This is a genomic window from Jatrophihabitans telluris (assembly GCF_023516435.1).
In the GTDB taxonomy this organism is placed as follows: Bacteria; Actinomycetota; Actinomycetes; order Mycobacteriales; family Jatrophihabitantaceae; genus Jatrophihabitans_A; species Jatrophihabitans_A telluris.
Map to the genome: position 1 here is coordinate 4,047,613 of NZ_CP097332.1, position 19,422 is coordinate 4,067,034.

General features: G+C 68.9%; 17 protein-coding genes. 4 read left to right on the plus strand and 13 right to left on the minus strand.

The features are described 5' to 3' along the window. Positions 1-18: 18 nt before the first annotated feature. The 11 genes from purM to purB form a co-directional block, all read right to left on the minus strand. The gene (gene purM, locus M6D93_RS18690; RefSeq protein ID WP_249771634.1) at positions 19-1,086 is read right to left on the minus strand and encodes a phosphoribosylformylglycinamidine cyclo-ligase; all 1,068 of its coding nucleotides are present in this window, start codon (positions 1,084-1,086) and stop codon (positions 19-21) included. Positions 1,087-1,118: 32 nt separating this feature from the next. After that, complete coding sequence (gene purF, locus M6D93_RS18695; protein WP_249771636.1) at positions 1,119-2,657, minus strand: amidophosphoribosyltransferase; 1,539 nt, start codon at positions 2,655-2,657, stop codon at positions 1,119-1,121. Positions 2,658-2,678: 21 nt separating this feature from the next. Beyond that, positions 2,679-3,728 (minus strand): hypothetical protein, encoded by a 1,050-nt coding sequence (locus M6D93_RS18700; RefSeq protein ID WP_249771638.1) that lies wholly within the window; start codon positions 3,726-3,728, stop codon positions 2,679-2,681. Continuing rightward, the gene (locus M6D93_RS18705) at positions 3,728-4,777 is read right to left on the minus strand and encodes a hypothetical protein (protein WP_249771640.1); all 1,050 of its coding nucleotides are present in this window, start codon (positions 4,775-4,777) and stop codon (positions 3,728-3,730) included. Before M6D93_RS18705 ends, M6D93_RS18700 begins: the two co-directional genes overlap by 1 nt. Positions 4,778-4,954: 177 nt before the next feature. Continuing rightward, positions 4,955-5,740 (minus strand): maleylpyruvate isomerase family mycothiol-dependent enzyme, encoded by a 786-nt coding sequence (locus M6D93_RS18710; RefSeq protein ID WP_249771642.1) that lies wholly within the window; start codon positions 5,738-5,740, stop codon positions 4,955-4,957. 7 nt (positions 5,741-5,747) lie between these two features. After that, positions 5,748-8,018, minus strand: coding sequence for a phosphoribosylformylglycinamidine synthase subunit PurL (purL, locus tag M6D93_RS18715; RefSeq protein ID WP_249771644.1), 2,271 nt, complete (start codon positions 8,016-8,018; stop codon positions 5,748-5,750). Positions 8,019-8,021: 3 nt separating this feature from the next. After that, positions 8,022-8,708: a phosphoribosylformylglycinamidine synthase subunit PurQ gene (gene purQ / locus M6D93_RS18720; protein ID WP_249771646.1), complete on the minus strand. Its 687-nt coding sequence runs from the start codon at positions 8,706-8,708 to the stop codon at positions 8,022-8,024. Positions 8,709-8,742: 34 nt separating this feature from the next. Continuing rightward, positions 8,743-8,973 (minus strand): phosphoribosylformylglycinamidine synthase subunit PurS, encoded by a 231-nt coding sequence (gene purS, locus M6D93_RS18725; RefSeq protein WP_249771648.1) that lies wholly within the window; start codon positions 8,971-8,973, stop codon positions 8,743-8,745. Positions 8,974-9,161: 188 nt separating this feature from the next. Further along, entirely contained in the window at positions 9,162-9,698 is a 537-nt protein-coding gene (locus M6D93_RS18730) for a GNAT family N-acetyltransferase (protein WP_249771650.1), read from the minus strand. 23 nt (positions 9,699-9,721) lie between these two features. Beyond that, positions 9,722-10,618, minus strand: coding sequence for a phosphoribosylaminoimidazolesuccinocarboxamide synthase (locus M6D93_RS18735; protein WP_347343705.1), 897 nt, complete (start codon positions 10,616-10,618; stop codon positions 9,722-9,724). Between the two features lie 67 nt (positions 10,619-10,685). Beyond that, complete coding sequence (gene purB / locus M6D93_RS18740) at positions 10,686-12,086, minus strand: adenylosuccinate lyase (RefSeq protein WP_347343706.1); 1,401 nt, start codon at positions 12,084-12,086, stop codon at positions 10,686-10,688. A 211-nt stretch (positions 12,087-12,297) separates the two neighbouring features. Here purB and M6D93_RS18745 point away from each other — a divergent pair, with 211 nt between their 5' ends. Continuing rightward, a complete protein-coding gene (locus M6D93_RS18745) occupies positions 12,298-14,169 on the plus strand; it encodes a bifunctional metallophosphatase/5'-nucleotidase (RefSeq protein ID WP_249771656.1) in 1,872 nt (623 codons plus the stop codon). Here M6D93_RS18745 and purD read toward each other — a convergent pair. Then, positions 14,159-15,406, minus strand: coding sequence for a phosphoribosylamine--glycine ligase (purD, locus tag M6D93_RS18750; protein WP_249771658.1), 1,248 nt, complete (start codon positions 15,404-15,406; stop codon positions 14,159-14,161). The genes M6D93_RS18745 and purD overlap by 11 nt on opposite strands. A 4-nt stretch (positions 15,407-15,410) precedes the next feature. After that, positions 15,411-16,697 (minus strand): adenylosuccinate synthase, encoded by a 1,287-nt coding sequence (locus tag M6D93_RS18755; RefSeq protein ID WP_249771660.1) that lies wholly within the window; start codon positions 16,695-16,697, stop codon positions 15,411-15,413. An 85-nt stretch (positions 16,698-16,782) separates the two neighbouring features. On the opposite strand from M6D93_RS18755, the gene M6D93_RS18760 reads away from it, so the two are divergent. The 3 genes from M6D93_RS18760 to thpR all read left to right on the plus strand — a co-directional run bounded on the left by M6D93_RS18760 (position 16,783) and on the right by thpR (position 19,369). Further along, entirely contained in the window at positions 16,783-17,517 is a 735-nt protein-coding gene (locus M6D93_RS18760) for a hypothetical protein (protein WP_249771662.1), read from the plus strand. A gap of 102 nt (positions 17,518-17,619) precedes the next feature. Then, positions 17,620-18,765: a PrsW family intramembrane metalloprotease gene (locus M6D93_RS18765; protein WP_249771664.1), complete on the plus strand. Its 1,146-nt coding sequence runs from the start codon at positions 17,620-17,622 to the stop codon at positions 18,763-18,765. 19 nt (positions 18,766-18,784) lie between these two features. After that, entirely contained in the window at positions 18,785-19,369 is a 585-nt protein-coding gene (gene thpR, locus M6D93_RS18770; RefSeq protein WP_249771666.1) for an RNA 2',3'-cyclic phosphodiesterase, read from the plus strand. The last annotated feature ends 53 nt before the right edge of the window (positions 19,370-19,422 follow it).

Sequence of the window (19,422 nt, forward strand, 5' to 3'; positions counted from 1 at the left end):
GAGACGACGCGGGCATGGCTAGAAGCCGCAGTTGGAGTAGTCCCCCGTGAGCACCACGGCCGCCGTGGCCGCGTGCCCCGCCTGTCGTATGTCGCCCAGCCGCCATGCCGGCACCCCGCGCGCGCTCAGCAGGTCCATGGCGGCGTCGGCGCGATCGGCCGACACGACCGCGACCATCCCCACGCCGAGGTTGAACGCGGGTTCGAGGTCGGTGCGCCCGACGCCGCCCTGAGCGGCCAGGTACTGAAAGATCGGCAACGGCGACCAGCTCGCCCGGTCGACCACGGCCTCGACCCCAACCGGAAGAATGCGCACCAGGTTGCCCGCCAGGCCCCCGCCGGTGATGTGCGAGAGGGCGTGCACGCCCACCTCACGAATGAGCGCCAGGCAATCCTGTGCGTAAATGGTGGTCGGCGTCAGCAACTGCTCCCCTAGGGTGCTGCCACCCAATTCCGCCGGGCGCGAGGACAACTCCAGCCGCGCCGCGGACAGGACATGGCGCACCAGCGAGTACCCGTTGGAATGAACGCCCGAGGAGCCCATCGCGATCAGGACGTCGCCCGGACGGACGAGGTCGGCGGAGAGCATTTCGTCGGCGTTCACCACCCCGGTGCCTGCGCCGGAGATGTCGTAGTCGTCGACGCCCATCACTCCGGGGTGCTCAGCCGTCTCGCCGCCGACGAGCGCGCAGCCCGCTCGCACACAGCCTTCGGCGATGCCCGACACGATCGCGGCGATCTTGTCCGGGACGACCTTGCCCGTGGCGATGTAGTCGGTCATGAACAGCGGCTCCGCCCCGACCACGACGAGGTCGTCGATGACCATGGCCACCAGATCGATTCCGATGGTGTCGTGGACGTCGAGCTGCTGGGCGATGACGAGTTTCGTGCCGACGCCGTCGGTGGAAGTGGCCAGCACCGGGCGGGGGTAACGGGCGAGATCGAGGGAGAACAGCCCCGCGAAACCGCCCAGGCCCCCCAGCACCTCCGGTCGCCGCGTCCGTCCGACCGAGCTCTTCATCAGCTCGACCGCATGGTCACCGGCCTGGATGTCGACCCCGGCGGCGGCATAGGACATGTCACTCATGGCTGAACCACGTCTCCGATCGACTGCCCGCACTACGGGCGCTGCAGGGCGTCCGCACCCGGGTAGCCCTCGGCCAGCTCGGGCTCGCGAGCACCGGAAGGGGCACCGGCGCCGACTGCCCGACCGATGCCTTCGAGTACGTGCTTGCCGACCACATCCGGCAACGCGATCGGGTACTCGCCGTCGAAGCAGGCCCGGCACAACCGTGTCTTGGGCTGTTCGCTGGCGGCCACCACGCCGTCGAGAGAGATGTAGCCGAGGCTGTCCGCGCCGATGGACGCGCGGATGCCCTCGGTGTCCAGGCCGCTGGCGAGCAGCTCGGCCTTCGATGCGAAGTCGATGCCGTAGAAGCAGGGCCACTTGACCGGCGGCGAAGCGATCCGCACGTGGACCTCGACGGCGCCCGCCTCACGCAGCATCCGGATCACGGCGCGCTGGGTGTTGCCGCGCACGATCGAGTCGTCGACCACGATCAGGCGCTTGCCGCGGATCACGTCTCGCAGCGGGTTGAGCTTGAGCCGGATTCCGAGCTGGCGGATCGTCTGCGAGGGTTGGATGAAGGTCCGGCCGACGTAGGCGTTCTTGACCAGACCCATGCCGTAGGGGATGCCGGATTCCTCGGCATAACCGATCGCGGCGGGGGTGCCGGACTCCGGCGTGGGCATGACCAGATCGGCCTCGACGGGGTGTTCACGCGCGAGCCGCCGGCCGATGTCAACGCGGGTCGAATGAACCGATCGGCCACCGATCGTGGTGTCGGGGCGGGCGAGGTAGACGTACTCGAACAGGCAACCCTTGGGATCGGGGTTGGCGAAACGCTGCGAGCGCAAGCCGTCCTCGTCGATCGCGATGAGTTCGCCCGGTTCGATCTCACGGACGAAGGCGGCGCCGACGATGTCCAGGGCCGCCGACTCGGACGTGACCACCCAGCCTCGTTCCAGCCGTCCCAGCGACAACGGCCGGACGCCCTGGGGATCACGCGCGGCGTAGAGCGTGTGCTCGTCCATGAAAACCAGCGAGAAGGCACCCTTCAGCGTGGGCAGCACCTCCATCGCGGCCTGCTCGAGACTGACGTCCGGACGGGCCGCGAGCAGCGCCGTCATCAGATCGGAGTCCGACGTCGATCCGTTCTTGTCCCCGCGATGGGGCGTGGTCTCGTTGGCGGCGGCCAGCTCGGCGGTGTTGACGAGGTTGCCGTTGTGACCGAGAGCGATGCCGGTACCGGTGACCGTGGTGCGGAAGATCGGCTGGGCGTTCTCCCACGTCGTCGACCCGGTGGTCGAGTAGCGCGTGTGGCCGAGGGCGATGTGACCCTTGAGTGTCGCCAGGGTCGACTCGTCGAAAACCTGGCTCACCAGCCCGAGATCCTTGAACACCAGGATCGAGGAGCCGTCGCTGACCGCGATGCCGGCTGCCTCTTGCCCCCGATGCTGCAGGGCGTACATACCGAAATACGCCAACTTGGCGACCTCTTCGCCCGGTGCCCAGACCCCGAAAACGCCACAGGCGTCCTGGGGACCCTGGTCTTGGGGGTTGAGGTCGTGGGTGAGCCGTCCGTCTCCGCGCGCCACAGCACGAAGTCTACGGGTTGGTCAGCCGTGCTGCTGACCGCCACTACCCGAGCCGCCCGCGCCGTCGGAGAACGGATCCGGGTAGGACGGTGGTCCGGTGTACGGGGCCGGCGGCATCGCCCCGGCCTCGGGCGGGTAGCTCTCGGATTGCGGCAGGTACGGCGCACGTTCCTGTGGGTACGGCGGCGGGTACTGCTCGGGCTGTGGCGGGTACGGCGGCGGGTATGGCGATTGGTACTGCGGCGGGTACGGCTCGGGCTGTGGCGGGTAGGGCGGCGGGTATGGCGGCGGGTATGGCTCGGTTCGTGGTGCGCTCTGCGAGGATGCGGCCAGCAGGCGAAGCCGGCGATAGACGACATCGACGGCCGCGCCCGCGCCAAGCACGGACAGCGCGGCGGCCGCAATGGCCAGCCAGAACCCGGTCTCGAGATGGAGCACGAAGTTCGACGCGCCGATCTGGTTGAGCTGCGACCTTTCCGCGTCCCACTCCAGCACGACCCCCGCGACTGCGCCCAGCATCAGGAACGAAGCCGCCAGGCCGATGAGCAGCGGCCACACGGCCCGGCGGAAGGCCAGCACCGCGACCAGAGCCACGACGAGGATGACCGCCGCGACCGCGAGGACGATCCCGAAACGCTGGGTGTGGATGTTGCCCGAACCCGAGTCGCCCGTCGACAGCGAGATGACCCCCCAGCCGCTGACCGACTGCGTTTCGATCGCGAGCGAAGACGGCTCAGGATTGGGGAAGCTGATGGTGAAGTAGGTGAGGAAGGGGGAAATCGCCGCCGCCAGTACCGACAGCGTCCACAACCCGAGCAGCGCGACGGCGAGGACTCGATCCAGCGGGCTGTGCATGCCGGGGTCTGTCCAAGGAGCGGCGAATCGGGTCCATGATGGGCCGGCCCCACCGTCCCTGCCGCCCGTGCCGTCCCCACCGCCCGTGCCATCTGACTCGTCTTGCCCGTGAGCGCCGCTACCGTCGCCGAGGTTCTGATCGGCGGCGTCTTCCACGATCGCCTCGCCCCAGGGCGTGCTCAGGTAGCTGACGGGTTCAGGGGACGGCTGGGACATCAGGCTCCCGGTGGGGCAGCGGGCGATGGTGGTCGGCCGGGATCGGCCAACGCGGTTCGGTACACCGACCGTACGGCCAGGCACGTCCGCGCGTGTGAGCGGGCACCGGCGGTCAGGCTGGTCCGCATCGCGGTATCCGTGCTGGCGGTGACCACGAAGTAGAACGCGCTGAACACGCCGAGGAACGCTGCGACCCGCACGTGCTCGCTGGACAGTGCGTAGTCGTGTCCGGCCAGACGTGCCTGCCACCAGACCTGAGCCCGTTCGATGGACCAGGCGGTGACCGTGGCCGTATCGACCGTCAGCACTCCGAAGACGATGAAGAACGCGAAGATCAACAGTCCGACGACTGCCGCGACGGTCAGTTGGGCCAGCGCCGTGACGGCTCGTAGGTTCCACGCCTCCGCCCGGCCGAGCGCGGGCTGCGGCGCCGCGGTGGCCCGTTCGGCGAGGTGGTCGGGCACCGCCAGCTCGTCAGGTAATGCCGCGCGCAGCCCGTCCACCCCGACGAAGGCAATTTCGTCCAGGTCCGGACGTACCTGCTTGCCGACGAACACGATGCCGATGCCAGCGAACAGCAACGCGGTCAGGGCCAGGGGCAGTCCATGCAGGCGGCCGACCGTCTGCCAGGTCTCCGCTCCGAGGAAGAAGAAAGCGACGGCAACGAGCAGCAGCGGAATCACCGACATCATCGAGGTCCCGCCGCGCACGACGATCTGCCACAGCAGGCGCAGCGCGAACAACGCCAAGGGGACGATGCCGGTGGCCAGCGCCAGGTACCCCGCCGCGGAGCCCACCAGCGCGGCGAGCACCGCCACGCCCAGATTCGGGAACACGCCCGCCGGTCCGACTCCGACCACGACCGGGACCGTGATCACCAGCTCGGCGAACAGGATGCCGGCCACGGTCCAGGGCACCGCGCGTCGCGGCCGGGCATAGCCGATCACGAAGGTCGGCACTCCGTGTCCGGTAAGCCAGCGCTCGATGCTCGACCGATCTGGTCGGCCATGGCTCGCAGGGCGGCGCGGGGCGGGATCGGGCTCAGGCACGACACGAGTCTGCCTGACTGTGCGTGCGGCGTGGGGCTCGTTCGAAGAGGTCGGCGCGCGCAACAAGGGCAACGTCAACGGTCAGCGGCGCGCAACAAGGGCAACGTCAACGGTCAGCGGCGCGCAACAAGGGCAACGTCAACGGTCAGCGGCGCGCAACAAGGGCAACGTCAACGGTCAGAGGAGGGGGAGGTAGGGCGCCAGGTCGGCGCGGTTGCCGCTGGCGCGCACCGACGATCCGGCCCGGGCCTCGGACCAGGCCAAGCGCCCGCTCGCCAGCCGAAGCCAGGTGAGGCCGTCGGTCTCGATCACGTTCGGCGGCGTGCCCCGGGTGTGCCGGGGGCCCTCAATGGCCTGGACCGCCACGAAGGGCGGAACCCGGACCTCGACGGAATGTCCTGGGTACCGGTCGGCCAACACCGTCGCCAGCGTCCGCACCGCATCGGTGAGCGCTGCCTTCGCCAGCGGTACCGCCGGCCGGTCCGGCAATGACCGGGTCAGATCATCGGCGTGCACGACCAGCTCCACGATCCGGGTACGGGCCCAATCCTCGGCGGTGAGCGAGCCGCGCATCCCGGCCACCACCGCGGGGTGCGGTTCACCTGCCGACGCTCGCGCAGCGGCGACCGCCTCGTGGAAGGCCACCCGCAGCTCCTGCGGACCGGCGGCACCGATCGTCTCCTGCGTCGCGGCAGCGATCTCCTTCGCCGCCGGGGCGTAACGGCTCAGGTACTCGCCCACCGGCAAGGCCTTCCCGTCCGACGGGGTGCCGTTGACCCGGGCGTAGCTACGCAGCGATCCCAGCAGGTGACCGGCCAGGGCGCGCACATCCCAGCCGGGCAACACCGACGGCCGGGCGAAGTCGGACTCCGGCAGCTGCGCCAACCAGTCGTCGAGGATCTCGGCTTGGGCGATCAGCGCCTGCCCGCGTTTGGCGGCGCCCCGGGCGTTGGCGGCGGCCACCGCCGACTCAGCCGAACAGGGCCGGCAGCGTCTCGCTCCAGGCCCGGCGGATCTCCGAGACCGGCAACCGGAACTGCCCGGCGACGTCGATCGCCGTCTCCAGGATGTCGGTCCGGCCGATGTTGACGGCCGGCACATTCTTGTCCCCACACAGCGCGGTGAACGCCTCGACCTGGCCGCGGGGTACCGCGACCACAGCGCGTCCGGCCGACTCGGAGAACAGGAACACGAACGGGTCCAGCCCCTCGGGCACGCTGACCCGCACGCCCGTCTTACCCCTCAGCGCCGATTCGGCCAGGGCGACGAACAAGCCTCCGTCGGACAGATCGTGCGCGGCCGATACCAGTTGCCGACCGGACGCCTCGACGAGGACTTCGGCCAGCACCCGCTCGCGTTCGAGGTCCACCGCGGGCGGCTTGCCCCCTAGGAAGCCGTGGACGACGTGGGCCCACTCGGACCCGCCGAACTCGTCCGCGGTGTCGCCGAGCAGGAACAGGTGATCGCCGTCGTGGTTGAACGCGATCGGAGTGCGTTGGTGAACGTCGGCGATCAGGCCGAGTACGCCGATGACCGGGGTCGGCAGGATCGGTGACGTCCCGGTCTGGTTGTAGAAGCTGACATTGCCGCCGGTCACCGGAATGCCCAGCTGCTGGCAGCCGTCGGCCAGGCCGCGAACAGCCTCGGAGAACTGCCACATCACGGCCGGATCCTCCGGCGAGCCGAAGTTGAGGCAGTTCGTGACCGCCAGCGGTTTGGCGCCGGTGGTGGCGACGTTGCGGTAGGCCTCCGCCAGCGCGAGCTGAGCCCCGGTGTACGGATCGAGCCTGGTGTACCGGCCGTTTCCGTCGGTGGCCAGGGCCAGCCCGAGGTTCGAGTTCTCGCTCACCCGGATCATGCCCGAGTCCTCCGGCTGCGCCAGCACCGTGTTGCCGAGCACGTACCGGTCGTACTGATCGGTGATCCACGACTTGTCGGCCAGATTCGGGCTCGCCATCAGCCGCAGTGCGGTGGCCCGGAGCTTCTCGCCGGTGTTGGGGCGGGGCAGGCCGTTACCGTGCTCTCCGTTGAGAGCGTCCTGGTCGTAGGGCCGGCTGATCGGCCGCTGGTAGACCGGGCCCTCATGGGCCAGCGTGCGCGGCGGGACGTCGACGATCTTGTCGCCGTGCCAGCGCATGGTCAGGCGGCCGGAGTTGTTGACCTCGCCGATGACGGTGGCGGTGACGTCCCACTTCTTGCAGACGTCCATGAACGCGCCGAGGTTTTCGGGCGTGACCACGGCCATCATGCGTTCCTGGGACTCACTCATCAGGATCTCTTCGGGCACCAGCGTCTCGTCCCGCAACGGCGCGCGGTCGAGGTCCACCGACATGCCACCCGTTCCGGCGGCTGCCAGTTCGGTCGTCGCGCAGGAAAGGCCGGCCGCACCGAGATCCTGGATGCCGGTCACCAAATCGGCGGCGAAGATCTCCAGACAGCACTCGATGAGCACCTTCTCCGCGAACGGGTCACCGACCTGGACCGCCGGTCGCTTGCGCTCACCCTCTGCCTCGAAGGTCGCACTGGCCAGCACGCTCGCCCCGCCGATGCCGTCACCGCCGGTGCGGGCGCCGAACAGCACGACCTTGCTGCCAGGCCCCTCGGCCTTGGCCAGCTTGATCTCGTCCTTCTTCAGGACGCCGACACACAGGGCGTTGACCAGCGGATTGCCGAGGTAGGTCGGATCGAAGACGACCTCGCCCCCGATGTTCGGCAGGCCCAGGCAGTTGCCGTAGCCGCCGACTCCGGCGACGACACCGGGCAGCACCCGTGCGGTGTCCGCGGCGTTCGCAGGCCCGAACCGGAGCGAGTCCATCACCGCGACCGGCCGCGCACCCATGGTCAGGATGTCCCGGACGATGCCGCCCACGCCCGTGGCCGCGCCCTGGTGCGGTTCGACGAAGGAAGGATGGTTGTGCGATTCGATCTTGAAGGTGACCGCGTAGCCCTCGCCGACATCGACCACGCCGGCGTTCTCGCCCATGCCGACGAGCAGGACGTCCTTGGCCTGAGCCGGCACCTTGTCCCCGAATTGACGCAGGTGGACCTTCGACGACTTGTACGAACAGTGTTCGGACCACATCACCGAATACATCGCCAGCTCGCTGCTGGTGGGCCGGCGGCCCAGGATCTCCCTGATGCGGGCGTACTCGTTGTCGGCCAGGCCCAGCTCGGCGTAGGGCTGCTCGAGCTTCGGGTTCTTCTTGGCGTCCTTGACGGTGTCCACGTTGTAGTTCGCCATGGGTTAGATGCCTACCAGTTTCTGCAGGATGGAGGTGAAGAAGGGCAGGCCGTCCGTCCCGTGGCCCGCGGGGCCGGTCAGATCCTCGACCGCGTGCTCGGGATGGGGCATCAGGCCGACGACGTTGCCCTCGGCGTTGCTGATGCCGGCGATGTCGCGGTACGACCCGTTCGGATTGTCCTGCAGGTAGCGGGCCACCACCCGGCCCTCGGATTCGAGTTCGTTGAGGGTGTTCTCGTCCGCGACGTAGCCGCCCTCGCCGTTCTTGAGCGGGATGACGATCTCCTGACCCTGCTGGTAGCCCGACGTCCAGAGCGTGTCGGCGTTCTCGATCCGTAGGCGCTGGTCGCGGCAGACGAACTTGCGATGGTCGTTGCGGATCAGCGCGCCGGGCAGCAGATGCGCCTCGCACAGCACCTGGAATCCGTTGCAGATTCCCAGTACCGGCATGCCCTGCCGGGCGCCGTCGATGATCGACTCCATGGCGGGGGAGAAGCGGGCGATGGCGCCCGCGCGCAGGTAGTCACCGTAGGAGAAGCCGCCGGGCAGAACCACGGCGGCGACGTCGGACAACCACTTCTCGCCGTGCCAGAGCGGAACTGGTTCGGCTCCCGCGATCCGGATCGCGCGAAGTGCATCACGATCGTCCAAACTGCCGGGGAAGGTCACGACGCCAACGCGAATAGCCACCCGGCAAGATTACCGGGCTGCGTCGGCGCCGGATTCAGCGGCGGATCGTGAAGTCCTCGATGACCGGATTCGCCAGAAGCGTGTCGGCCAGCCGTGTGAGGGTCTCGTCGTCGAGGTTGTCATCGACGTCCAGCTCGAAATGCTTGCCCTGCCGGACGGAGTTGACGCCCTCGATCCCGAGCCGACCCAGCGCGCCCAGGATCGCCTGGCCCTGCGGGTCGAGAATCTCGGGCTTCATCACGACGTCGACGACGACTCGCGTCACTTCGGGTCTCCTCACGGCGGTGGAATGCCGCATCAGCTTAGCGAGCCGTGGAGTGGCTCACCGCCAACCCCGACGGAGAGCCTCGGCCACCCGCAGCGGGGTCGGCGGCGGGTGGCCGAGGAATCTCGACTCTTGCACGTCGACGCTCAGTTGGCAGGCGAACGGAGAAACTAGTTATGTGAGCTGGGTTATGCCGCGCCGCGGCGGTCCCAGTCCGTCCTGAGAAGTCCCATCAGCACCAGGTCCACATACTCGCCGCCGGAGTAGACGTGGGAGCGCTGCAGCCCCTCTTCGACGAAGCCGACCGCCTGATAGCACCGGAGGGCGCGCTCGTTGGTCGCGTGGGTCTCCAGCCAGATCTTGCGCAGGTTCTGCATTCGGAAGCCGTATTCGACGATCAGCCGCATGGCCTCGCGGCCGTAGCCCTTGCCCCAGTAATCCTTGTCACCGATGCCGATGCCGACTTCGGCGGTGGCACTGAGCCGGTCGAGATGAAACAGTCCGATGTCGCCGATGCACGTGCCGTCGGCCTCGATGACGAAGCCGAAACTGTCCTTCTCCTTGACCAACTCGTCGAAGAATTCGCTCAGCATCGCCAGCGACCGTGGGCGCGGAGCTGCACCCCCGGACAGCAACTCGACCTCGACGTCGTTCTTGAACTCGGTCATGCGCGGGTAGTCAGCCGAGCTCATCGCCCGCAAGGTCACCCGGTCTCCGTACAGCACCGTAACCGTCCCTTCGTCCCCGCTCAGCCGCGCGGCGCCAGCCAGTCCGAGAACCGTAGCCCGGTAAGGCGCTCGTACGCCTCCACATATCGCTGCCGGGTCGCGGCGGCCACCTCGTCGGGCAACGGCGGCGGCGGCAGGTCCGAGCCGCGGTCCCATCCGGAGGCGGGCGAGGTCAGCCAGTCCCTGACGTACTGCTTGTCGAAGCTCGGCTGGGTCCGTCCCGGCTGGTAGGTCTCGGCCGGCCAGAAGCGCGAGGAGTCGGGGGTGAGCACCTCGTCGGCGAGCACCATCGAGCCGGACGAGGGGTTCAGGCCGAACTCGAACTTGGTGTCGGCGAGCAGGATGTCACGCTCGGCGGCGATCTCAGCGGCCCGCGTGTAGATGCTGAGGGTGAGCTCTCGCAGTTCGTCCGCACGCTCGCGACCGATCTGGCGGGCGACCACCTCGAAGCTGACGTTCTCGTCATGCTCTCCGACGGCGGCCTTGGTGGCCGGGGTGAAGATCGGCGCGGGAAGCCGCGACCCGTCGACCAGGCCAGGCGGCAGGGGCACTCCGCACACGGCGCCACCGGCCCGGTACTCGCTAAGGCCACTACCGGCCAGATAACCCCGGGCCACCGCTTCGACCGGGATCATGTCCAGTCGCGTGCAGAGCAGGGCACGACCACGCCAGGACTCGGGGATCAGCTCGTCGTCGTAGGACACGAGATGGTTGTCGACCAGGCCGGACAGCTGATCGAACCACCACACCGTCATCGCGGTGAGGATCCGGCCCTTGTCCGGGATCGGCGTCGGCAGCACGTGGTCGTAGGCCGAGATCCGGTCACCGGCGACCATCACCAGATGGCCGGTCTCGGTGGCGTAGAGGTCGCGTACCTTGCCCGAGTGCACGTGGGTCAGCCCGTCGTGCCGATCCAGAAAATCGTCGGAGGGCGCGGCAGAACCGCTGTCCGGGATGCTCACGGCGCCGATCCTGTCACACGGGTCAGAGGATGGGTTCGGGCACGTAGTCAGCCGCGGCGGGTTCGCTGGACAGGGCCAGCTCCACCGCGGCGATCACGGCCTGGACCTGCGCCTGGGCGGCGCCGGTGAAGGCGAGTGGGTCGGCCAGCTCCGCACGCAGGGACGTCTCGTCCAGGCCGAGTCGCTCGTCGGCCGCCAGCCGGGCGATCAGGTCGTTGTCGGCCGCGCCCTGCTCGCGCATGTCCAGCGCGACACGGACGGCGTGCTCCTTGATCGCCTCATGAGCCTGCTCGCGACCGCGCCCGGCGCGGACCGCCGCCATCAGGACCTTGGTCGTGGCGAGGAAGGGCAGGTACCGGTCGAGCTCGCGGGCGATCACGGCCGGGAAGGCACCGAACTCGTCGAGCACGGTGAGCGTCGTCTCCAACAGGCCGTCGAGGGCGAAGAACGCGTCCGGCAGGGCGACCCGGCGAACCACCGAGCAGGAGACGTCCCCCTCGTTCCATTGATCGCCGGCCAGCTCGCCCACCATGGCCGCATAGCCGCGCAGGATGACGGCAAAGCCGTTGATCCGCTCGGCCGAACGGGTGTTCATCTTGTGCGGCATCGCGCTCGAACCGACCTGCCCGGGTTTGAAGCCTTCGGTCACCAGCTCGTTGCCGGCCATCAGGCGCACCGTCTTGGCGAACGACGACGGGGCCGCCGCGACCTGGACCAAGGCGCTGAGGACGTCGAAGTCGAGTGAGCGGGGATAAACCTGCCCGACCGAGGTCAACACCCGCTCGAAGCCCAGGTGCGCCGCCACCCGTTGCTCGAGCTCGGCCAGCTTCGCGGCGTCGGAATCGAGCAGGTCGAGCATGTCCTGGGCGGTCCCGACCGGGCCCTTGATCCCCCGCAGCGGATACCGCGCGAGCAGGTCGTCCAGCCGGCCCAGGGCCACAAGCAGTTCGTCGGCCACCGTCGCAAAGCGTTTGCCCAAGGTGGTGGCCTGGGCTGCGACGTTGTGCGAACGACCGGCCAGCACCAGGGTCTCGTACTCGGCCGCACGGCGGGCCAGCCGGACGAGCACGGCCAGCACCTTCGTGCGGACCAGAGCCAGCGCCTGGCGAACCTGCAGCTGTTCGACGTTCTCGGTCAGGTCCCGGCTCGTCATGCCCCGGTGGATGAGTTCGCGGATCTGGTCCGTGCTGGCGAGCTCGTTGAACTCCTCGATGCGGGCCTTCACATCGTGCCGGGTGACCCGCTCGCGAGCTGCGATCGAGGACAGGTCAACGGCGGCGATGCCCTGGTCGACCACCTTGGCGTACGCCTCGATGGCCCCGTCGGGCGTGCTGATGCCGAGGTCTCGCTGAGCGGTGAGGACGGCCAGCCACAGCTGCCGCTCGAGCACGATCTTGTTTTCCGGACTGAAGAGGACGGCCATCGATGTCGAGGCGTAACGCCCGGCCAGCACGTTCGGAATGACGGGTTTCGCAGAAGTCACCGGCCAATTGTCCCAGAGGACCGATGTCCACCTGAACGTTCATCGGCAGGTCACCGAAACTGCACATTAACCACTTTAGGGTTCTTATTCGGCACACAATGCCGCACCGCAGCTCGACGACCGGACAGGACGTACCGTGGACCATCTCACCATGAGCCGCCGTCAGATTCTCGCCTCCGCCGCCGTCACCGGCGCCGGCGCTGCGCTCTGGGCAGCCGGGGCTGCCACCGCCTCGGCGAGCGCGCCGGCCGAGCACCCGGATCGCTTCACCCTGACCGTGCTCGGGACCACGGACACCCACGGCAACGTCTTCAACTGGGACTACTTCAAGGACGCCGAGTACGACGACGCCGCGCACAACGACATCGGCCTGGCCAAGATCGCGACCCTGATAGCGGCGGTGCGCGACGAGCGTGGGCGCTGCACCACCCTGACCCTGGACGCCGGCGACACGATCCAGGGCACTCCGCTGTCGTACTACTACGCCAAGATCGATCCGATCACGGCCGGTCCCGTCCACCCGATGGCCGCCGCGATGAACGCCATCGGCTACGACGCGGCGGCGCTGGGCAACCACGAGTTCAACTACGGCGTGGCGCTGCTGCGCAAGTTCCAGGCCCAGTTGCACCACCCGCTGCTCGGCGCCAACGCGCTCGACTGGAACACCGGCGAGCCTGCGTTTCCCGAGTACGTGATCAAGAAGGTGCCGGTGGGTCCCAAGGCTTCGCACCACGGCCACGGTCACGGCCACGACCACGGTCGCGAAGCTGAGCACGTCTCAGTCGGCATCGTCGGCCTCGTCACCCCCGGCTGCGCCATCTGGGACAAGGCGAATCTCGACGGAAGGATCACCTTCAACGGCATCGTCGAGCAGGCGGCCGAACTGATCCCACGGGTGAAGCGAGCCGGAGCCGACATCGTCATCGTGTCCTGCCACTCGGGAGCGAGCACGTCCTCCTCATACGGCGACGCGCTGCCGTGGCCGGAGAACGCCTCCACCCTGCTCGCGGCGAACGTGCCCGACATCGACGCCATCCTGGTCGGGCACGCCCACGTCGAGATCGAGCAGCGCTACGTCCAGAACACCCAGACCGGCAGGCAGGTCCTGCTGTCCGAGCCGTTGAAGTGGGGCGAGCGACTGACTGTCATGGACCTGGACCTGCAGCGCGACCGCCACGGGCGGTGGTCGGTGTCCACCGCGACCGCGACCCTGCTCAACGCGAACACCGCCGCCGAGGACGCCCACATCGTCAAGATCCTCACAGCCGCGCACGAGAAGACCCGCACCTACGTCAACGGCGTGATCGGCAAGTCCGCCGCGGCGATGTCGGCGGCCACCTCCCGCTACCAGGACACCGCAGCCATCGACTTCATCAACTACATCCAGGCCGACGCGGTGACGAAGGCGACTGGCACATCCCTGCCGGTGCTGTCGATCGCGGCTCCGTTCAACGCCGAGGCCGCCATTCCGGCCGGTGACGTGACCGTGCGCGACGTCGCCGGGCTCTACATCTACGACAACACCCTCGAGGCGATCCAGTTCACCGGAGCGCAGGTGCGGGCCTACCTGGAGTTCTCCGCGACCTACTTCAAGCAGGTCAGTGGCAGCGGACCGTTCGCCGCAGCCGACGTCACGAACGCCGTCACGCCCACCGCGCCGGGCGGGACACCGGACTACAACTACGACATCATGGGTGGTCTGGGCACCTCGGCGGGGACCCGGCTGACCTACGACATCGACATCGCCAAGGCGCCGGGGTCCCGCATCGTGAACCTGGCCTACGGCGGCGCGGCAGTGGCCGACGAGCAGCAGTTCCTGATCGCGATCAACAACTACCGCGCCTCCGGCGGCGGCAACTTCCCCGGGGTCACGACCGCTCCGGTGGTCTACAACGCCCAGGTGGAGATCCGGCAGCTGATCATCGACTGGGTCAGCGCGGTCGGGACCATCGACCCGTCCGTCTTCGCCTCGGTGGACTGGAGACTGCTCGCCAACGGCCAGCCGATCACGATCACCGGCTGACGGTGATGCCTCCCTGGACCGCCTTCAGACCGATGTCGGTCCGGTGCTGCCCGCCGGGAAGGTCGATCGAGTCCACCAGCCGGTAAGCGGCGTCCCGCGCCTCGGCCAACGTCTGACCGGTCGCGGTCGCCGACAGCACCCGGCCTCCGGACGCGCGTAGGACCCCGTCGGCGTCACGGCGCGTTCCGGCGTGGATGACGCCCGGCTGGTCCCCGCCGGTGATCGGATCGTCCAGCCGCGGCGGATCCGGATACCGCGCCGCCGCGATGACCACCGTGACCGCGGCGCCGTCGGACCACCGCAGCGGCGGGACCTCCGCCAGCCGACCGGTCGCCGCCGCGTAGAGGACGCCGGCCAGCGGGGTCTCCAGCAGTGCGAGGACGACCTGGGTCTCCGGATCGCCGAAGCGCGCGTTGAACTCGATGACCTTCGGACCGTTGCCGGTCATCGCCAGTCCCACGTACAACAGCCCTGAGAACGGGATGCCTCGTCGGGCCAGCTCGTCCACGGTCGGCTGGGCCACCCGGGCCACCACATCGGCGACGGTGCCCACCGGCAGCCAGTCCAACGGTGAGTAGGCCCCCATACCGCCGGTGTTCGGCCCCTCGTCGTGGTCGAAGATCCGCTTGAAGTCCTGAGCCGGCTGCAGCGGCACCACCGCGGACCCGTCGGTCACGCAGAACAGCGAGACCTCGGGGCCGTCCAGAAACTCCTCGATGACCGCCCGCCCACAGGCCGCCGCGTGCGCCAGAGCAACGGCTCGATCGGAGGTGACCACGACACCCTTCCCGGCGGCCAGCCCGTCGTCCTTCACCACGTAGGGCGGCCCGAACTCGTCCAGGGCGTGCGAGGCCTCCTCCGGCGTCTCGCACACGTAGGCGCCCGCGGTCGGCACCCCGGCCGCGGTCATGACGTCCTTGGCGAAAGCCTTGCTGCCCTCGAGCTGAGCCGCCGCCCCGGACGGGCCGAAGCAGGCGATGCCGGCCCCGCGCACCGCATCGGCCACGCCCGCCACGAGCGGAGCCTCCGGGCCGATGATCACCAGATCGGCGGACACCTCACCGGCCAGCGCGGCCACGGCAGCCGGGTCCGTCGGCTGCACCGGACGCTGCTCGGCGACCGAGGCGGTGCCGGCATTACCGGGCGCGCAGATGAGGGCCGTGACCGCGGGGTCGGCCGACAACGACAGGCACAGGGCATGCTCACGGGCCCCGGACCCGACGACGAGAACGCGCATCGGCTCAGGCCAGCAGATCGTGCAGGACGATCGACTCGTCGCGCCCCGGGCCGACCCCGATGACCGAGATCCGCGCACCCGAGATCTTCTCCAGCGCACGCACGTAGGCCTGGCAGGTGTCGGGCAGGTCCTGCATCGACCGCGCCTTGGAAATGTCCTCGGTCCAGCCGGGGAAGCTCTCATAGATCGGCGTGGCGACCGCGAAATCCCGCTGGGTCATCGGGATGTCCTCCACTCGGCGGCCGTCCACGTCGTAGGCCACACAGACCGGAATGGATTCGATCCCGGTCAGCACGTCCAGCTTGGTGAGCACGAAGTCGGTGACCCCGTTGATCCGTGCGGCGTAGCGGGCGATCGGCGCGTCGTACCAACCGGTGCGCCGTGGCCGTCCCGTCGTCGTACCGAACTCGCCACCCACCGACCGCAGGCGTTCGCCCCACTCGTCATGCAGTTCGGTCGGAAACGGTCCCTCCCCGACGCGGGTCGAGTACGCCTTCACGACCGCGATGACCGACGAGACGCGGGTGGGCGGGATGCCGCTGCCGGTGCAGGCGCCGCCGGCCGTCGCCGAGGACGACGTGACGAACGGGTAGTTGCCGTGGTCGACGTCGAGCATGGTGGCCTGGCCGGCCTCCAGCAGCACGGTCTTGCCCTCGTCCAGCGCGTGGTGGAGCAGGAGCGCAGAGTCGACGACCATCGGCCGCAGCCGGTCGGCGTAGGACAACAGTTCGGCCACGACCGAGTCGACGTCCATGGCCCGGCGGTTGTAGATCTTGGCCAGGATCTGGTTCTTCAGGTTCAGCGCGGCGGTGACCTTGCCCCGCAGGATCTCCTCGTCGAAGAGATCCTGCACCCGGATGCCGACGCGATTCATCTTGTCGGCGTAGGTGGGGCCGATCCCCCGGCCGGTGGTGCCGATCCGGCGGCTGCCGGCGAAGCGTTCGGTCACCTTGTCCAGCGTCGTGTTGTACGGCGGGATGACGTGGGCGTCGGCGGAGATGACCAGCTTCGCCGCGGATCGTCCGCGCGCCTCGAGGGCCTCGATCTCGCTGAACAACACTTCCAGGTCGATGACCACGCCGTTGCCGATGACCGGCACGCAGTTCTCGGAGAGAATCCCGGACGGAAGCAGGTGCAACGCGAACTTCTCGCCGTTGATGACGATCGTGTGCCCGGCGTTGTTGCCGCCGTTGAACTTCACCACGTAGTCCACCGAGGATCCGAGGAGATCGGTGGCCTTGCCCTTGCCTTCGTCGCCCCATTGAGCGCCGACCAGAACGATCGCTGGCATGTAGCAGACTCCTGACGTCGGCTGAACGGATCCGGGCCCAGCCGGAAACGGTGGCGCACGGCCGTGCCAAGAAAGGGTAACGAACGTGGATCACCTGCTCGTCAGTATCGGTGATATTGGCGCCGATACCGATGATCGTGCCGGGAGACCGACCTCCCGCGGGTGGCCGGGTCCGGTGGAACTCGCCGCCGCCGCCACGCTGCGGCTGGACGCTCCGGTTCGCCCCCGGCGGGTCGCCGCGACGCCGGCCGGGGTGGACGAGGTGGTGCGCGGCCTGGGGCCGAGCTTCGCGGGGCGGCTGATCATCGATGCGGATCTGGCGGGATTGCAGCTGGTGCTCGGTCGGCTGCAACGAGCCGGGGTGCTGGCCACCACCGCCACCGCGGTGCTCGCCCGCGAACCCGTTCCGTACTTGAGCGCGCTGGGCCTGGCGGATGACCTCGACGGTCAGCTCTCGGCGTTGGGCAGTCCGCCGCGGCTGATCGGCGTGATCAAGGACGATTCCGGCGGCGTGTGCGTGGACCACGCCGAGTTGGGACCCTGGCCCGGCTCGTCCGCTCCCTGGTGGGTGCGTGCCGTGGTGGACGACCAGCGGCTGTGTGACGGTCCGGCGCGTTCGGTCACGGTGCGCCGACTCGGCCCGGCGGAGTTGGAGGCCACCGTCGTCCTGGGACGGATCCGTAAGCGGGTCCTGCGCGGCCGGTCCCTGCAGCTGGCCTGCGACCCGGCGCTCGTTCGGCAGGACGGCGTGGCCCGTGAGCGTCCCCGCTCCAAGCGCACGCTCTGGTCCGAGCCCGAGCTCTGGCGCTGCGCACTGTGACAACCCCTGCGGCCGTATCAACCAATGCGGCATTGTGCGGCCCGAAATTTGGCGACACGCCGTGTCCGGAACAAATTTCGGGCCGCACAATAGGCTGTGAGGATGCCGTGGCTGCGCCGCAAGACTCGCGCGACCGGCGCGCCGATTGCGGTCCTGATCGGGCTGGGCATCCTGGCGGCGGCCTTCGCGCTGCTGGCGGGGGTGCGCGATCCCGCCGGCCTGCTGATCGCGGTCCCGTCCACCACCGTCGCCATGCTCGCCGTCCTGGCCGGCTACTTCTGGCTGGATCGCTGGGAGCCGGAACCGACCCGCCTGTTGCTGCTGGCCTTCCTCTGGGGCGCCACCGTGGCCGTCATGGTGAGCATCGCGCTCGAACTGGCCACCAGCGAGGTGCTGGGTAAGGGCATCACGCTGACGTTGGTCGGTCCGGCCATCGAGGAGGCCAGCAAGGGCGCCTTCCTGCTGGTGATGTTGACCGGCGCCCGGCGGCGGGAGTTCGACGGGGTCGTCGACGGACTGGTCTACGCCGGATTCACCGCGGTCGGTTTCGCCTTCATCGAGGACATCGGGTACATCGCCCAGAGTTTCGGCAGCGGGACGGACGCCGGCGTCGCCACGATCGTCCTTCGCTTGGTACTGGCCCCCTTTGCGCACCCGCTGTTCACGTCCTTCACCGGCATCGGGATCGGGCTGGCGGTCAGCCGACCGCGGGGCGTAGTGACGTGGGCGGCGCCGTTGGTCGGTTTCCTCGCGGCGATCGGCCTGCACGCCCTGTGGAATTCATCGACCACCTTCGGCTTCGGCGCGTACCTGCTGGTGTATGCCGTCGTGATGCTGCCGGCGTTGGCCGGCGCGATCCTGTGGGCTCGCCACCATCGTCGCCGCGAACGTGACGTCGTCAATGCCCAGCTTCCGGCGATGGTCTATTACCGGTGGATCTCTCCGATGGAAGCGGGCTGGCTGGCCTCGATCGCCGCACGCCGGGCGTGGGTGCGGGCTGTGCGCAAGCGAACCGGGCCCGAGGGCGCGCGGGCTCTGAAGGCCTTCCAGAACGCGGCGACGGAACTGGCCTTCCTGCGCGACCGGGTGGAGCGGGGTATCGGTCCGGCCGATGCCTACTACCTGCACGCCGACCTGGTGAACTCGCTGACTCGCAACCGGGCCGTGGCCCAGACGCCGCTACGCCAGCAGGCCGCGGGAACCCCACCGTTGGCCGCCGCACCCCCGCCGTATTCGTCACCGCGATGAGCGCCGGCCGGAGCCGACCGTGACCGCCCGAATGTTCGTGGCGATACGGCCACCTGAGGACATCCTCGACGATCTGGACCGCTTCGCCGAGCCTCGGCGGGCGGCCGACTCCACCGTGCGCTGGACGACGCCGGACAGCTGGCACCTCACGCTGGCCTTCGCCGAGGCCGTTCCGGCTGACGCCGAGGAGGAGTTCGTCGACCGCCTGCGGGCCGTGGCGGACAAGCACGCGCCGTTTGACCTCCAGCTTGCGGGAGCGGGCAGTTTTCCCAGTCCTGCCAGGGCAAAAGTGCTGTGGACAGGGGTGGCTGGACAGACCGACCAGGTGATTCGGCTCAGCGCCGCCGTCCGCCGGGCCGCGTCCGTGGCGGGCATCGAGGTGGACGGCGGACGGTTTCGTCCGCACCTGACCCTGGCCCGGATGAATCGTGCGCAGGAGGCCACCCGATGGTTGCGCATCTTCGAACTGTTCGCGGGCCGGCCCTGGCGCGTCACCGAGTTCGAGCTGATCGAGTCGGTGCTGCGCGCCGGTCGCGGCAACCGCTACCGAACCGAGGAACGCTTCCCGTTGAGGTTGCCCTCGTTGCGCGCCCCGACCCGTTGAGGTTGCCCTCGTTGCGCGCCCAGACCCGTTGAGGTTGCCCTCGTTGCGCGCCC

Excerpts from the sequence above, each read along its gene's own strand:
- purL (WP_249771644.1), bottom strand. The coding sequence starts at position 8,018 with ATGGCGAACTACAACGTGGACACCGTCAAGGACGCCAAGAAGAACCCG.
- purM (WP_249771634.1), bottom strand. The coding sequence starts at position 1,086 with ATGAGTGACATGTCCTATGCCGCCGCCGGGGTCGACATCCAGGCCGGT.
- M6D93_RS18745 (WP_249771656.1), top strand. The coding sequence starts at position 12,298 with ATGAGCCGCCGTCAGATTCTCGCCTCCGCCGCCGTCACCGGCGCCGGC.
- purB (WP_347343706.1), bottom strand. The coding sequence starts at position 12,086 with ATGGCCGTCCTCTTCAGTCCGGAAAACAAGATCGTGCTCGAGCGGCAG.
- M6D93_RS18765 (WP_249771664.1), top strand. The coding sequence starts at position 17,620 with ATGCCGTGGCTGCGCCGCAAGACTCGCGCGACCGGCGCGCCGATTGCG.
- M6D93_RS18700 (WP_249771638.1), bottom strand. The coding sequence starts at position 3,728 with ATGTCCCAGCCGTCCCCTGAACCCGTCAGCTACCTGAGCACGCCCTGG.
- purD (WP_249771658.1), bottom strand. The coding sequence starts at position 15,406 with ATGCGCGTTCTCGTCGTCGGGTCCGGGGCCCGTGAGCATGCCCTGTGC.
- M6D93_RS18755 (WP_249771660.1), bottom strand. The coding sequence starts at position 16,697 with ATGCCAGCGATCGTTCTGGTCGGCGCTCAATGGGGCGACGAAGGCAAG.